8 protein-coding genes are annotated in these 16,107 nt (G+C 73.9%); 6 read left to right on the top strand and 2 right to left on the bottom strand.

All coding sequences use genetic code 11. The features are described 5' to 3' along the window. Positions 1–140: 140 nt before the first annotated feature. The 4 genes from gltB (at position 141) to M2302_RS12880 (ending at position 8,943) form a co-directional block, all read left to right on the top strand. Positions 141–4,796, top strand: coding sequence for a glutamate synthase large subunit (gene gltB / locus M2302_RS12895; RefSeq protein ID WP_280838149.1), 4,656 nt, complete (start codon positions 141–143; stop codon positions 4,794–4,796). Next, positions 4,789–6,297, top strand: coding sequence for a glutamate synthase subunit beta (locus M2302_RS12890; protein WP_280838148.1), 1,509 nt, complete (start codon positions 4,789–4,791; stop codon positions 6,295–6,297). Before gltB ends, M2302_RS12890 begins: the two co-directional genes overlap by 8 nt. Positions 6,298–6,550: 253 nt before the next feature. Then, a complete protein-coding gene (locus M2302_RS12885; protein WP_280838147.1) occupies positions 6,551–8,119 on the top strand; it encodes an MFS transporter in 1,569 nt (522 codons plus the stop codon). 302 nt (positions 8,120–8,421) lie between these two features. Beyond that, positions 8,422–8,943, top strand: coding sequence for a hypothetical protein (locus M2302_RS12880; RefSeq protein ID WP_280838146.1), 522 nt, complete (start codon positions 8,422–8,424; stop codon positions 8,941–8,943). 246 nt (positions 8,944–9,189) lie between these two features. Here M2302_RS12880 and M2302_RS12875 read toward each other — a convergent pair whose 3' ends face one another. Next, positions 9,190–10,731 (bottom strand): M1 family metallopeptidase, encoded by a 1,542-nt coding sequence (locus M2302_RS12875; RefSeq protein WP_280838145.1) that lies wholly within the window; start codon positions 10,729–10,731, stop codon positions 9,190–9,192. Between the two features lie 198 nt (positions 10,732–10,929). Here M2302_RS12875 and M2302_RS12870 point away from each other — a divergent pair, with 198 nt between their 5' ends. Together M2302_RS12870 and M2302_RS12865 are read left to right on the top strand one after the other, a co-directional pair. Next, positions 10,930–11,727 (top strand): SGNH/GDSL hydrolase family protein, encoded by a 798-nt coding sequence (locus M2302_RS12870; protein ID WP_280838144.1) that lies wholly within the window; start codon positions 10,930–10,932, stop codon positions 11,725–11,727. A gap of 109 nt (positions 11,728–11,836) precedes the next feature. After that, positions 11,837–14,515, top strand: a complete 2,679-nt coding sequence (locus M2302_RS12865; protein ID WP_280838143.1) for a hypothetical protein — start codon at positions 11,837–11,839, stop codon at positions 14,513–14,515. A 54-nt stretch (positions 14,516–14,569) separates the two neighbouring features. Here M2302_RS12865 and M2302_RS12860 read toward each other — a convergent pair whose 3' ends face one another. Then, the gene (locus tag M2302_RS12860; protein ID WP_280838142.1) at positions 14,570–15,982 is read right to left on the bottom strand and encodes an alkaline phosphatase PhoX; all 1,413 of its coding nucleotides are present in this window, start codon (positions 15,980–15,982) and stop codon (positions 14,570–14,572) included. Positions 15,983–16,107 lie beyond the last annotated feature (125 nt).

The raw sequence follows: 16,107 nt of genomic DNA, 5'->3' as shown, positions 1-16,107 counted from the left end.
AGACTACCTGTCCCAGAGTCTGGAAGGTGTGATCAATCTGCACTGGCCTTGCGCGGGTCTCCCTAACGTAGACTCAATAAACCGCCAAGGGCCGACGTCGTCCCGACCATGATCCAACCTGAGTGACGACAGGAGGCCCGGTGGCCTTTCCGTACCCTCACAGCCCGCAGTCGGCCCCGCCCCCGGCCGGTCTCTACGACCCCGCCAACGAGCACGACGCGTGCGGCGTGGCCTTCGTCGCGGACCTGCACGGCCGGCGCTCCCACGCGGTGGTGGCGGGCGGCCTCGGCGCGCTCTGTCGCCTGGACCATCGGGGCGCCCGGGGCGCGGAACACAACACCGGTGACGGCGCCGGGATCATGATCCAGATCCCGGACGCCTTCCTGCGCGCGGTGGTCGACTTCCCGCTGCCACCGGTCGGCCAGTACGCCACCGGCCTGGTCTTCCTCCCCGACGACGACGCGGCGGAGGCCCGCGCCCGGCAGGTGGTGGAGAAGTACGCCCTGGTGGAGGGGGCCGACCTGCTCGGCTGGCGGGACGTGCCGGTCGACCCGAGCGGGCTGGGCGAGACGGCGCTCGCGGCGATGCCCCGGATCCGTCAGCTCTTCCTGGCCGCGCACCGGCTCACCGACACCCCGGCCGGCCCGGCCGGCTCGCCGCTGACCGGCCTCGACCTGGACCGGGTGGCGTTCTGCGTGCGCAAGCAGGCCGAGCGGGAGAGCGCCGAGCGGGGCGTGCCGGCGTACTTCCCGTCGCTGTCCTCCCGGACCATGACGTGGAAGGGCATGCTCACCCCGGACCAGCTGCCGGCGTACTTCCCGGACCTGACCGACGAGCGGGTCGAGAGCGCGATCGCGCTGGTGCACTCCCGGTTCTCCACCAACACCTTCCCGTCCTGGCCGCTGGCCCACCCGTACCGGTTCATCGCGCACAACGGTGAGATCAACACCATCCGCGGCAACCGCAACTGGATGCAGGCCCGGGAGGCGCTGCTGCGCAGCCCCGAGATCCCCGGCAACATCCGCCGCATCTTCCCGGTCTGCACCCCGGGCGCCTCCGACTCGGCGAACTTCGACGAGGTCCTCGAACTGCTGCACCTGGCCGGGCGGAGCCTGCCGCACGCGGTGCTGATGATGATCCCGGAGGCCTGGGAGAACGACCCGGGCATGCGGGCGGACAAGCGGGCCTTCTACCGGTTCCACGCCAGCCTGATGGAGCCCTGGGACGGGCCCGCCTCGGTCGCCTTCACCGACGGCGAGATCGTCGGCGCGGTGCTGGACCGCAACGGGCTGCGCCCGGGCCGCTGGTGGCGGACCTCCGACGGCCTCGTCGTGCTCGGCAGCGAGGCGGGCGTGCTCGACCTCGACCCGGCCACCGTGGTCGCCAAGGGGCGGCTCCAGCCGGGCCGGATGTTCCTGGTCGACACGGTCAACGGGCGGATCGTGCAGGACGACGAGATCAAGGCCGAGCTGGCCGCCGCCCGGCCGTACGCCGAGTGGCTGCACGCCGGGCTGATCGACCTGACCGACCTGCCGCCGCGCGAGCACTTCGTCTACACCCACGACTCGGTACGCCGCCGCCAGCAGACCTTCGGCTACACCGAGGAGGAGCTGAAGATCCTGCTCGCGCCGATGGCCCGGCTCGGCGCCGAGCCGCTCGGCTCGATGGGCACCGACACCCCGATCTCCCCGCTGTCGACCCGGCCGCGGCTGCTCTACGACTACTTCCACCAGCTCTTCGCCCAGGTCACCAACCCGCCGCTGGACGCCATCCGCGAGGAGCTGGTGACCAGCCTGTCGTCGACCATCGGCCCGGAGGGCAACCTGCTCGACCCGGGCCCGGCGAGCTGCCGGCAGATCGTGCTGCCGTACCCGGTGATCGACAACGACGAGCTGGCCAAGATCCTCTCCATCGACGAGGACGGCGACCTGCCCGGCTTCAAGGCCGTCCGGGTCTCCGGGCTCTACCGGGTGCGTGACGGCGGCGCCGGCCTCAAGGCGCGGCTGACCGAGATCTGCCGGCACGTCTCGGAGGCGATCGAGGACGGCGTGCGGATCCTGGTCCTGTCCGACCGGGACTCCAACGCCGACCTGGCGCCGATCCCGTCGCTGCTGCTCACCGCGGCGGTGCACCAGCACCTGGTCCGCGAGCAGACCCGCACCCAGGTGGCGCTGATCGTCGAGTCCGGCGACTGCCGCGAGGTGCACCACGCGGCCGTGCTGATCGGGTACGGCGCGGCGGCGGTCAACCCGTACCTGGCCTTCGAGTCGGTCGAGGACATGATCTCCACCGGCGCGCTGGTCGGCGTGGACCCCGGCAAGGCGATCCGCAACTACGTCAAGGCGCTCGGCAAGGGCGTCCTGAAGATCATGTCGAAGATGGGCATCTCGACGGTGTCGTCGTACTGCGGGGCGCAGGTCTTCGAGGCGGTCGGGCTGCACACCCGGCTGGTGGAGCGCTACTTCCGCGGCACCCCCAGCACCATCAGCGGCATCGGGCTGGACGAGATCCACGCCGAGGTGGCCGCCCGGCACGGCCTGGCCTGGCCGGCGGCGGGCGCGGAGACCTCCGACCGGCTGGAGGTCGGCGGCGAGTACCAGTGGCGCCGCGAGGGTGAGCTGCACCTGTTCAACCCGGAGACGGTCTTCCTGCTCCAGCACGCCACCCGCAGCCGCCAGTACGACGTGTTCCGGCAGTACACCGCCAAGGTCGACGAGCTGGCCGCGCGGGCCGGCTCGCTGCGCGGGCTGTTCACCCTGCGTACCGGGGTGCGCCCGGCGGTGCCGATCGACGAGGTCGAGCCGGCCACCGAGATCGTCAAGCGGTTCGCCACCGGCGCCATGTCGTACGGGTCGATCTCGGCGGAGGCGCACGAGACCCTGGCCATCGCGATGAACCGGCTCGGTGGCAAGTCCAACACCGGCGAGGGCGGCGAGGACGTCGAGCGGCTGTACGACCCGGCCCGCCGCTCCGCGGTCAAGCAGATCGCCAGCGGTCGCTTCGGCGTGACCAGCGAATACCTGGTCAACGCCGACGATCTCCAGATCAAGATGGCCCAGGGCGCCAAGCCCGGCGAGGGCGGGCAGCTGCCCGGCAACAAGGTCTGGCCGTGGATCGCCCGTACCCGGCACGCCACCCCGGGTGTCGGCCTGATCTCCCCGCCGCCGCACCACGACATTTACTCCATCGAGGACCTCGCCCAGCTGGTGCACGACCTGAAGTGCGTCAACCCGGCCGCCCGGGTGCACGTCAAGCTGGTCAGCGAGGTGGGCGTGGGCACCGTCGCGGCCGGCGTCGCCAAGCTCAAGGCCGACGTCATCCTGATCTCCGGGCACGACGGCGGCACCGGCGCGTCCCCGCTGAACTCGCTCAAGCACGCCGGCACCCCGTGGGAGCTGGGCCTGGCCGAGGCGCAGCAGACGCTGCTGCTCAACAAGCTCCGCGACCGGGTCACCGTGCAGGTCGACGGCCAGCTCAAGACCGGCCGGGACGTGCTGGTCGCGGCGCTGCTCGGCGCCGAGGAGTTCGGCTTCGCCACCGCCCCGCTGATCGTCGAGGGCTGCGTGATGATGCGGGTCTGCCACCTGGACACCTGTCCGGTCGGCATCGCCACCCAGAACCCGGTGCTGCGCGAACGGTTCACCGGCAAGCCGGAGTTCGTGGAGAACTTCTTCCTCTTCCTCGCCGAGGAGGTCCGCGGCTACCTCGCCGAGCTGGGCTTCCGCAGCATCGACGAGGCGATCGGGCACGCCGAGCTGCTCGACGTCGCCCCGGCGGTGGACCACTGGAAGGCGCACGGGCTGGACCTCGGGCGCGTACTGCACCTGCCGGAGCTGCCGGCGGACGCCGCGCGGCGCGGGGTGCGGGCCCAGGACCACGGCCTGGAGCTGGCCCTGGACAACGAGCTGATCGCCCTCGCGCAGCCGGCACTGCGCGACGGCAGCCCGGTCCGGGTCGAGGTGGCGGTGCGCAACGAGCACCGCAGCGTCGGCGCGATGCTCGGCGGCGAGGTCACCCGCCGCTTCGGCGGCGCCGGCCTGCCCGACGACACGATCGAGTTCGTGCTGCGCGGCACCGCCGGGCAGTCCTTCGGCGCGTTCCTGCCGCGCGGGGTGACCCTGCGGCTGCACGGCGACGCCAACGACTACGTCGGCAAGGGGCTCTCCGGCGGGCGGATCGTCGTCCGCCCGGACGCCGCCGCGCCGTTCGCCGACCCGGAGGCCGCCGCCGGGGCGCGGGCCGAGGACCAGATCATCGCCGGCAACACCATCCTGTACGGGGCCACCGGCGGCGAGCTGTTCCTGCGCGGCCGGGTGGGGGAGCGGTTCGCGGTGCGCAACTCCGGCGCGGTGGCCGTCGTCGAGGGCGTCGGCGACCACGGCTGCGAGTACATGACCGGCGGTACGGTGGTGGTGCTCGGCGAGACGGGCCGCAACTTCGCCGCCGGCATGTCCGGCGGGACCGCGTACGTGCACCGGCTGGACACCGACCGGGTCAATGCCGAGCTGGTGGACCTGGTGTCGCTGCGCGACGCCGAGCGCGACCTGCTGCACGAGCTGGTGCAGCGGCACGTCGCGGAGACCGATTCGGTCCTCGGCGCGGAGCTGCTCAAGCGCTGGCCGGAGGCGGTGGAGGAGTTCACCGCGGTGGTCCCGCGGGACTACCGCCGGGTGATGGAGATCATGCGGGCCGCCGAAGCCGCCGGCCGAGACGTCGACGACGCGGTCATGTCTGCGCTGACCGCGCCGGTGCCGCCCGCCCCGCGGGTGGCGGCCCAGGAGGTGGCTCGTGCCTGACCCGAACGGTTTCCTGCGCTACGACCGGCGGCTGCCGGCGCGCCGCCCGGTGCCGGTGCGGATCAGCGACTGGCGCGAGGTCTACCCGCCGGCCGGCGAGGAGCTGATCCGCGAGCAGGCCACCCGGTGCATGGACTGCGGCATCCCGTTCTGCCACGACGGCTGCCCGCTGGGCAACCGCATCCCGGACTGGAACGACCTGGTCCGCACCGGCAACTGGGACGCCGCGGTGGAGTCGCTGCACGCCACCAACAACTTTCCGGAGTTCACCGGCCGGCTCTGCCCGGCACCCTGCGAGGCCGCCTGCGTGCTCGGCATCGGCGGCGGGCAGCCGGTCACCATCAAGCAGGTCGAGGTGGAGATCGCCGACGCGGCGGTGGCCCGGGGCGGGCTGCGGCCCCGCCCGGTGCCGGCGCCGACCGGCCGGTCGGTCGCCGTGGTCGGCTCCGGCCCCGCCGGCCTCGCCGCCGCGCAGCAGCTCGCCCGCGCCGGTCACGCCGTGACGGTGTACGAGCGCGACGACGCGATCGGTGGCCTGCTCCGGTACGGCATCCCCGACTTCAAGCTGGAGAAGCAGCACATCGACCGGCGGCTGGCCCAGCTCGCCGCCGAGGGCGTCCAGTTCCGCACCGGGGTGGACGTCGGCGTGGACGTCACCGCCGAGCAGTTGCGCGCCGAGCACGACGCGGTGCTGCTGGCCTGCGGCGCGCTCCAGGGCCGGGACACTCCGGAGACCCCCGGGCGGCAGCTGCGCGGCGTACACCAGGCGATGGCGCACCTGGTCGCCGCCAACCGCGTGGTGGCGGCGGCCGGTGACGGGCGACCGGCCCTCGCCGTGCTGCCCGACGGCATCCCGATCGACGCCGCCGGCAAGCACGTCGTGATCATCGGCGGTGGGGACACCGCCGCGGACTGCCTCGGGGTGGCCCACCGGCAGGGCGCCGCCGGGGTGCACCAGCTCGACCTCTACCCGGAGCCCCCGCAGACCCGGGACGCCGCCCGGGACCCGTGGCCGACCTGGCCGTGGGTGCTGCGCAACTACCCGGCGCACGAGGAGGGCGGCGAGCGGGTCTTCGCCGTCGCGGTGCAGGAGTTCGTCGACGACGGCACCGGCCAGGTCAAGGGCGTACGGATCGCCGAGGTCAGTGTCGAGAAGCGGGACGGCCGGCGGATCGTCACCCCGCTGCCCGGCTCCGAGCGCGAACTTCCGGCCGACCTGGTGCTGCTCGCCATCGGCTTCGAGGGCACCGAGCAGCAGCCGCTGCTGGAGCAGTTCGGGGTGCGCCGCAACGCCCGGGGCGCGGTCGACGCCCGGCCCGACTGGCAGACCGACGCCGACGGCGTCTTCGTCGCCGGTGACATGCACCGGGGCGCCTCGCTGATCGTCTGGGCCATCGCCGAGGGGCGGGCCGCCGCCGCGGCGATCCACGCGTACCTCGGTGGGGTCGGCGAGCTGTCGGCCCCGGTGGACCCGGCGCGGCAGCCGCTCGCCGCCCGCTGACGACCCGGCGGCGACCCCGCCGCACGGACACCCCGGTCCGGACGTGCCCGTCCCGACCGGGGTGTCCGTCGTCGGCGTCCGGTCCGTCCCGGGGCCTGCCGGGCTGGCGGGGCGTGCCCCACGCCAGCGCCGTCGACCTGGTGAGTCCGCTCACGAAAGCCGCAAATCGGTTTAGCGCGCGGCAGACTTGGCCGCTGCCGAACCCGCCGTGGGTTCGGCTTCGTCATGTCGTCGTCTGGACGGGGAGGCCCTCGTGGCCCTCGGAAGCACGTTCGCCGCACTGCGTCACCGCAACTACCGGATCTGGGCCGGTGCCGGCTTCGTATCGGTGATCGGGACCTGGATGCAGGTGCTCGGCGTCAACTGGTACGTGCTCGAGGAGACCCGCTCGGCGACCTCGATGGGCCTGGCCGTCCTGCTCCAGGCCCTGCCGACGCTGCTGCTCAGCGTCTGGGGTGGGGCGCTGGCCGACCGGCTGCGGGCGAAGCCGGTGCTGATCGCCGCCCAGGCGGTACACGCTCTGCTCGCCGCGGGACTGGCGGTGGTCGCCGTCACCGGCGTCGGCGGCCTCCCGGCGATCTACGCGATCGCGCTGGTGACCGGGGCGGTGTCGGCGATCGAGGGGCCGGTGTCGGGCCGCTGGTCCTCGACGCTGGTCGACCGGAAGGACCTCGGCAACGCACTCGCGCTCGGCTCGCTGACCAACTCCGCCGGCCGCATCCTCGGCATGAGCGCCGGCGCCGTCGTGGTCGCCGCCGTCGGCCCCGCACTGCTCTTCGCCGTCAACGCGGCCAGCTTCGTCGCGGTGGTCGGCGCCCTGTTCGCCGTACGCGAGGGGGAGCGGCACACCGGCGAGCCGGCGGCGGCCGAGGCGGTGCCGGCGGACGGCGGCATACGGGCCGGCTTCCGCTACCTGCTGCGCCAGCCGGTGGTGCTGGTCGCGTTGGCGCTGTCGTTCGTGCTGGGCAGCCTGGGCCGTAACTACCAGGTGACCATGGCGGCGATGAGTGACGGCCCGCTGGCCGCCGGGGCGTCGGGCTACGGCGTGCTCTCCACCGTCTTCGCGGTCGGCACGGTGCTGGGCGCGTTGGTGGCGGCCCGCCGCCGCGAGCTGGGCTACGGGCTGCTGATCGGCGCCGGCCTGCTGGCCAGCGTGCTGCAGATCGCCGCCGGGCTGGCTCCCGGCACGGTCAGCTTCGCCGCGGTGATCCTCCCGGTGGCCGCGGCGGCGGTGGTCATCGACACCACGGTCGGCGCCCGCGCCCAGCTCGACACCGACTACGCCATGCGCGGTCGGGTGCTGGCCGCCCTGGCGGTCACCGGCTCGGTCTCCGCGGCGGTCGGTGCGCCCCTGCTCGGTTGGCTCTCCGAGCACGCCGGCCCCCGGCAGACCCTGGTCCTGGCCGGCGCGGTGGCGGCCGTCGCCACGGCCGCCGCGGGCGTCGCCCTCGACGGGCTGCGCGACCACCGGCTGCGTCGCCGGGTCACCCTGGTGCTGGCCGCGCCCGTGGTGCGCCGCCCGGCCCGCCGGGTCGCCGCCATCGCCACCCGCGTCGTCCGGCCCGCGACCCGGCCCGTGGCGACCGCCCGCCCGGCCACGACGCCCCACCCGGTCACGACGCCCCGCCCGGCGGGGAGCCCGCCGCCCGGCTGGTACCCGGCGGCGGTGCGCCGGCCGGGGGCGGGGCGGCTGCCGTCCAGCCGACTGGTCCGGGCCGCAGCCGACTGCGCCGGCGGGGCGCCGGCCCGGTCCCGCCCGCGCCCCCGGTTGGCCGGCGGCGCGGCCCTGATCGAGGCGCCTCCGGGCGACTGCCTGCCCTGAGGCGGCTCGACGCCGGGGCAGGGCGCGGGCGGAAGTGCTGTCGGTGTCGCCTGCACACCTGCCTCGGGCGAGCCCGCCGACCCGGCTGCGCCTGGACCTCAACCGAGGTAACCCCGAGCGGTGTCGGGACGCTACGGACCTGATGTCGTAGACGATTCACAGTGGCGATGCGGATTCCTCCGGTGGCCGCGTGGCCGTTCCTGGTGGAGTCACCGGGCGTGGTGAGCCAGGTCATGAGGTTCGCCGGTGGATCAGGCGTCCACGGGACCGAGCGGCGCAAAGATCATCGTTACGCTCCGGCCATGGATACCGAGGAGCGGCTGCGGCGGATCCGCCGGTGGCTGTGGATCGTGCTGGTGGGTCTCTTCCTCAGTGGAGCGACCGCGTTCCCGCTGGAGATCGAGGTGCGCTGGCTGCTGCGCGCGCTCGACCCGCTCGCCGACGACCTGCCGGCGCTGGTCGGCTGGATCGAGCGGGTGCACACCGGGCTGGTGGAGACCGGCGACCGCTACCCGTTCATGCTCTACGGCACCGACTGGCTCGCCTACGCCCACCTGGTGCTGGCGGTGGCCTTCTGGGGACCGCTACGGGATCCGGTGCGCAACGTCTGGGTGGTACAGCTCGGCATGATCGCCTGCGCCGGAATTGTGCCGCTGGCGCTGATCTGCGGGCCGATCCGGGACATCCCGTGGTTCTGGACGCTGGTCGACCTCTCCTTCGCGGTCGGGGCCTTCCCGCCGCTCTGGTTCGCCTACCGGCACATCCGGGCGATCGAGGCCGCTGGCGCGCCGGCCGCGCCGCCGGTGTCGGCGCCAGCGGCCTGACGCCCCTCCCGGCGCCGTGAGTCGTTCACGTCATCAGGTCGGTAGCGTCTCGCGGGCGGTCTGCGCTCCAGGTGGTCCTCGCGTTGAGCGCCGACCGCGCCGACCGCCGTCGGTGCCGAGCGATGCCCGCCCCGGCGTGTTCGGGCGAGCTGTTCCCGCCCCGGATGGCGCCGCCGCCGAAACGGGCGCACCGGCCGGGTACCCGGCCCCCCGGGTAGGGGGAGCGGGCACCCGGCCGGGCCGGGGTCAGCGTTGCAGGAGCTGGTGCGCCTCGCGGATCTTCGTCCACGACTTCGGCTGCGCCGGGGCGGCCGCAGCCGTCGCGCGGGCGGCCGTGGCCAGTTCCGGACGGCCGGCGGTGAACAGCCAGGTGGTGAAGAGCTCGTCCAGGTCCAGTCCGGAGATCCGCTCCGCGAGGTCCTGGAACTGCGCCACGGAGCCGTTGCCGTACCGGTGCTCGGCGGTCCAGGCCCGCAGGATCTCGAAGAACGCCTCCTCGCCGACGGCCAGCCGGAGCTGGTGCAGCGCCATCGCGCCCCGGTCGTAGACCGCGTTGTCGAAGACCCGGTCGGCGCCCGGGTCACCCGGCCGCACCTGCCAGAACCCGGAGTCCTCGGGGTACGCGGCGTAGGTGAAGTCGAAGAGCTCCTGCGCGGTGCCCTCGCCCTGCTCCTCCGACCAGAGCCACTCGGCGTACGAGGCGAAGCCCTCGTTGAGCCAGATGTCCCGCCACTGCGCGACGGACACCGAGTCGCCGAACCACTGGTGGGCGTTCTCGTGCACCACCACGTAGGTGTTCGCGCCGCGGCGCCAGAAGCCCGGCCCGTACACCGGGCGGGTCTGGGTCTCCAGCGCGAAGCCGATGCCGTCGATCGGCCCCGCGACGCCGCCCTGGGCCTCGAACGGGTACGGCCCGAACAGCCCGCTCGCCCAGTCGACGATCTCGGCGGTCCGCTCGATGCTGGCCCGCGCGGCCGGCCCGCGCTCGCCCAGCGTGGCGCTGTACGCGTTGATCACCGGCTGCCCGTTCGGCGCGCTGTCGGTGACGATGTCGTACTGGCCGATCGCCAGGAACGCCAGGTAGGTGGCGGCCGGCTTGGTGCTGCGCCAGCCCCACCGCATCCGGTTGCCGGGCTCGGCCAGCGGCGGGCGGGGCTGCACGCCGTTGCTGATCACCTCGACTCCGGTGGGCACCGACACCGAGATGTCGAAGGTGGCCTTGTCCAGCGGGTGGTCGTTGGCCGGGAACCACCACCAGGCCGACTCGGGCTCGTTGACCGCCAGCGCGCCGTCGTCGGTCCGGGTCCAACCGGTGTAGCCGCCGACCAGGGTCTCCGACGGCACGCCGGAGTATCTGACCACGATGGTGAGCAGTTGGCCCTTCACGATGGCGCGCGGCGCGGTGACCACCAGCTCGTGAATGCCCTCGCGGGTGTACGCGGCAGGCCAGCCGTTGACCCGGACGGACTCCACGTCGAGCAGGAAGTCGAGGTTGAAGCGGGACAGGTCCTGGGTGGCCGTCGCCAGGATGGTGGTGGTGCCGGTGAGCCGGTCGGTGGCCGGCTCGTAGCGCAGGCGGACGTCGTAGTGGCTGACGTCGTACCCGCCGTTGCCGTAGTCGGGGAAGTAGCTGTCGCCCAGGCCCGGGCTGCCGGGCGCCGGTGCGGCGGCGACCGGGACCGGCCGGCCCCAACCCGGTAGGGCGGCCTGGCCGGGGGTGCCGGTCACCAGGGTGCCGGCGGTGGTGACGGTCAGGGCGGCGATGGCCGCCGTGAAAACACGTCGCACGAGGTGGACTCCCTCCGTCGGGGTGTTCGCAGGACGAACCTAATCGACGTTTGTGAACGTGTCCGCCCCGTGCGGAGAGATCAGCTGTTCACTTGATCTAAATATTTCGATAGCATTACCGACTAGTAACAAGACCCACACCCCTGGCCAGCGCGCGGTCACGAGGATCCCACCACCTCTGCTCCGTGGAGGTCCGTGATGCCCCACCGCGCCCTGGCCCGCGCCGTCACCGCGCTGGTCGCCCTGTTCGCCACCGTCCTCGGCGTCGTGCTCGTCCCCGGCACCGCCCAGGCGGCCACCGTCAACTACGTCGCCCTCGGCGACTCCTACTCCTCCGGGGTCGGCGCCGGCCCGTACGACCTCTCCACCTGCCTGCGCAGCGAGAAGTCGTACGCCCCGCTCTGGGCCGCCGCCAACGCGGTGACCAGCTTCCGGTTCCCGGCCTGCGGCGGCGCGGTCACCGCCGATGTGATCAACAGCCAGGTCAACTCGTTGAGCACCAGCACCACGCTGGTCACCGTCACCATCGGCGGCAACGACGCCGGCTTCGCCGACGTCATCACCAGCTGCCGGTTCGGCAGCACCTCGACCTGCACCAACGCCGTCAACGAATCCAAGAGCTTCGCGACCTCGACGCTGCCCGGCCGGCTCGACGCCACCTACGCCGCCATCCGCAACCGAGCCCCCAACGCCCGGCTCGTCGTCCTCGGCTACCCGCGGCTGTTCGAGACCAACTACTGCGGGCTGCTGGCCATGAGCACGTACAAGCGCACCATCCTCAACGAGGCCGCCGACCTGCTCGCCACGATCATCGCCGACCGGGCCCGCGCGGCCGGCGCCACCTTCGCCGATACCCGGCCCTTCTTCGCCGGTCACGGGGTCTGCGCCGCCGACCCGTGGATCCGGGACGTCTCCGGGGTCATCGAGGCCTACCACCCGAACGCCGCCGGCTACCGGTACGGCTACCTGCCGGCGCTGAACGCGGTGCTCGGCTGACCGACGCGCCCCGGCGGCCGGCGGTCCCGTACCCGGGCCGCCGGCCGCCGTTGCATCCATCGCCGACAATGGAGGGTCCGTGGCTGCCCGGACCCGGCGGAGGTGCGCAATGCGAGAACCAACGACCCGGCAGCGGCCCCGGCCGGCCCAGGACCGGCTCCCCACCGGGGGGCCGGAGCTGCTCTCCCTGCTGGCCCGGCTACTGCGCCGGCCCCGGCGCGGCGACCGGCGGCTACCGCTGCTCTGGCTGGTCCGCGCGGCCGGCGCCGGTGACGTGGCCGGGCTGCTGCGCCGCTTCGTCGGCCAGGGCACCGGCCGCCGGGTGCCGCACGCCGTGCTCGACCCGGCCACCCGGCCGGGCACCGACGACATTCCCGCCGTGCTGCGCGAGCTGCACCGGCAGCTGTCCCTGGAGGCGTTCGGCACGGCGCGGCTGCGGTTCCGGCACTACCCGCTGGCCGACTGGCTGATGCACCAGAACGTCGCCGACGGGGTCGACGCCGCCGACAGCGGCCGGGCCGCGCTGGTACGGCGGCTGCGCGACCGGCGGGGCCGGCGCTCCGCCGAGGAACCCCCGGTGACCGGCGAGTCGGGCTTCGGCACCGCCCTGCAGGTGCTGCTCTGGCTGCTGCGCCGCGCGGTGCCCAGCGCGGTGTTCCGGATCGCCGTCTCCGGGCGGGTGCCGCTGGTCGGCCGGCACTACCGGTGGTTCATGCGGCAGCAGTACCTCGCGCCCCGGCAGTCGGTCACCTTCCTCGGCTTCGCCGAACGGCTCACCGCCGGCTGGCGGGACGGCGAACAGCCGGCCCAGGTCGACAAGTTGCTGCTGCACGCCTTCCTGGAGGACCTGCGGCAGGCGTACCGCCGGCGGTTCTGGCAGCCGGGGGACTGGCGCCGCACCGCGTACCCGGTGCTGCTGCTCGACGGGGTCGCCGTGGGCACCGTCGGGCACACCCTGGTCCGGCTGCTCAACGACGTCCGCAACGAGACCGGTCGCAACGACCCGCTGCTGGTGGTGGCGGTCGCCGACGAGCCGCCGCCGGAACTGCCCGCCACCCGCGCGCTGCGTGAGGCCGACGAGGCGTACGAGGAGTGGGCCGAGGCGCTGCCGGAGACCCGGCGACTGCGCCGGGCCGCCGCCTGGCTGCTCGTCCTGCGGTTGGCGGCCGGGGACGTCGTACCCCCGCCGGGGGTCGCCCCCCGGGCGCTGGTGGCGCCGGACCCGCCCTGGTGGTCGCGGCGCTTCCTGCCGGCGGCGGTGGTCCTGGTGCTGCTGCTGGCCGCCGGGGCGTGGGCCGACCGGCGGTGGGCGCCCGACTGCCATCCGTCCCCGACCGGGCAGGTCCGGGTGCAGATGGTCGACGGTGAGTGCGTCGGCTACAGCGACAGCGCGGGGCAGCTGTTCAACAGCGACCCCGGCCAGGACCGGCTCCGGGCGGTGCAGCGGCGGATCTTCGCGCAGAACCGCGCCGCCGAGGAGGTCTGGCGGCGCAGCGAGCACCGCCGCCCGTACCTGACCCTGGTCTACCTGGGTTCGCTGACCGGCAACCGGACCCGCGCGGACGAGGAGTCGTACGTCTCCGAGCGGGAGGAGCTGGAGGGCATGGCGACCGCCCAGTACGCCCTGCTCAAGGAGTCCGCCGCCGCGGACGGCGCCGCCCTGCTGCACATCGTCGTCGCCAACGGCGGCCGGCAGATGCGCCACGCCGGTCGGGCGGTGACCATGCTGGAGGGTCTGGCCCGCGACGACCCGACCCTGCTCGGCGTGGTCGGCCTGGTGGAGAGCCGGACCAGCACCGCCGCCGCGCTGCGGGAACTCAACCGGGTCGGCCTGCCGGTGCTCGCGCCCACCCTGTCGGCCGACCGGATGGACCAGAACTCCAGCCTCTACCTGCAGATGTCGGCGCCCAACTCCGACCAGGCCCGGATGCTGGAGGCGTACGCCCGGCAGGTGTTGAAGGTGACTGAGGCGCACGTCTACCACACCACCGGGGAGGGCAGCTCGCTCGCCGACGACCTCTACGTCTCCACCCTCGTCGACGGCCTGCGGGAACGCTTCGGCGACCGGCTCACCCGGCTGGACGAGTGGCGTACCGGGCGGCGGCTGACCCAGGAGTGCGGCTACCCGGGCGTGCTGGTCTTCGCCGGCCGCTGGTCGGAGTTCGACGGGTTCCTGCGCGCGCTCAAGGAGTGCGGCGCGAACCCGCCCCGGCACCTGCTCGCCGACGACTCGGTCAACCGCTACATGGCCAACCCCGGGCTGCGGGCCAGCGCGCCCGGCAACCTGCCGGTGACGTACGTGTCGAAGGCCGCCCTGGCCACCTGCGGCGCGCTGCGGGCCGCGCAGGCCCGCCGCGACGACGCCCGGGGCACCTTCCTGAGCTGGGTCCGCGCCGACGACCTGCTGGAGCCGCCGCGCTGCCGCGACGACGCCGGCCCGCCGGTCGGGGAGCGGGTCAGCCTCGCCTACGACGCGTCGATGATGATGGTGCGGGCCCTGGAGAGCCTCGCCGCCCGGCTGCGGCACGCCGACACCGGCCGGCGCTGGGAACCCCGCGCGGTCAACCCGGCCGGCGTGCACGCCGAGGTGCTGCGGCAGAACGCCGCCGGCGGCTACCCGGGCGTCGCCGGCGTGGTCCGGTACGCCCCGGACTCCGGTGAGCCGGTCGCGAAGCGGATCGCGCTGCTGCGGGTGGCGGAGGTGCCCGACGTGGCCGCGCAGCCGGTGGAGGTGTACCACTGCGGCGCCGCCGACGGCCCGCCCGATCCGGTGTGCCGTCCCGCCTGAGGGCCGGGCGGCCGGCGTCCCGGTCGGGGACGCCGGCCGCAGCCGCCGCCGGGATCAGGCCGGGTCGGCGTTGCTCGGCCGCCCCCACGGCCCGGTGATCGCGAAGACGTAACCGGGGGACTGGATGTTGGCGAACAGCACCGTGCCGTCCGCGCTGAACGTCGGGCCGGCGAACTCGCTGTCGTTCAGCTCGTTGCGGGCCAGCGGGTACGCCTTGCCCTGCGCGGTCACCCCGACCAGGTGGGACAGCCCGTCGCCGTCCTCGGCCAGGATCACCCCGCCGTAGGGCGAGACGGTGATGTTGTCCGGGCCGTCGTAGCCGCCCGCGACCGACGGGTCCGGGTTGACCCCGAAGATGGTCTTCAGGGTGACCGTCTCCGAGCGCGGGTCGTAGAACCAGACCTGGCCGTCGTGCTCGTTGACGCTGCCGTCGGCATGCCGGGCGAAGCTGGCGACGAAGTACGCGCCCCCGTCGGCCCACCAGGCGCCCTCCAGCTTGCGGCTGCGGGTCACCTGCTCGTCGGTGAACTGCTTGCGCACCGAGACGGTCTTCGCGTCCCGGTCCGGCACGTCCATCCACCGCACCTTGTAGCGGGTGCCCGGGGTGGTCGCCTCGGACAGGTCGGCGATGTGCCGGCTGTCCTGGAAGCAGTTCATCGCCTGCAACTCGCCGGCGGTGCCGCCGTCGGGGCGCAGGGCCAGGGCGCGCAGCGCACCCTTGCCGCCCCGGAAGCCCGACGGCGGCGTCCACCGGAAGTACAGGCCGTTCGGCCCGCCCGCGTCCTCGGTGAGGAAGATCGAGTGGGTGTACGGGTCGACCGCCACCGCCTCGTGCGCGTAGCGGCCGAGGAACGTCAGCGCCACCGGGTCGAGGTTCTGCTCCCGGTCGTGCGGGTCCACCTCGAAGACGTACCCGTGGTCCTTGAGGTACCTGCCACCGGCCCGCTGCTCGGTTTCCTCGCAGGTCAACCAGGTGCCCCACGGGGTGATCCCGCCGGCGCAGTTGTTGTGGGTGCCGGCCACGCTGACGTACTCGCGCAGCCGCCGCCCCGCGGCGTCCACCTCGATGGTGGTGGTGCCGCCGCGGGCGCCCGGGTCGTAGGTGAGGCCCGGCAGCGCCGGCACCGGGTAGGGCTCGCTGCCGCCGATCTCGTGGTTGTTCACCAGCACCGAACCGGTGGGGGACCGGAAGCAGCCGTTGGCGTCGGGATCGCTGGGGGTCGGGTGGCCGCTCTCCAGCAGCGTGCTGCCGGCCTGCGCCACGATCGTGTACGAGAAGCCGGGCGGCAGCGCCAGCAGGCCGGCCGGGTCCGGCACCAGCTCGCCGTAGCCGACGGCCGGGCGGCAGGCGGCCCGGGCGGCGGCCGGTCCGGCGATCGCCTCCAGGCTGCCGGCCACCACGATGCCGAGGCCGCCGGCCGCGCCGCCGCGCAGCAGGTTGCGGCGGGAGATGGGGGAGGAGGTCACGTCGTCACCTTCCAGTTCTTTCACCATGTCGTCCGCCAGCAGGCAATCCGGACCGGCGGAACACCCGGCGGCGCGGCGGCGGACCGGCAGGTGAACAGTGGACCAACGGCTCACCCGCGACGCCT

Origin of the sequence: Micromonospora sp. A200, assembly GCF_029893845.1 — a bacterium.
Lineage (GTDB): Bacteria > Actinomycetota > Actinomycetes > Mycobacteriales > Micromonosporaceae > Micromonospora > Micromonospora purpureochromogenes.
The sequence above is the reverse complement of the archived record's forward strand: the minus strand, read 5'-3'. Positions and strand labels throughout refer to the sequence as shown.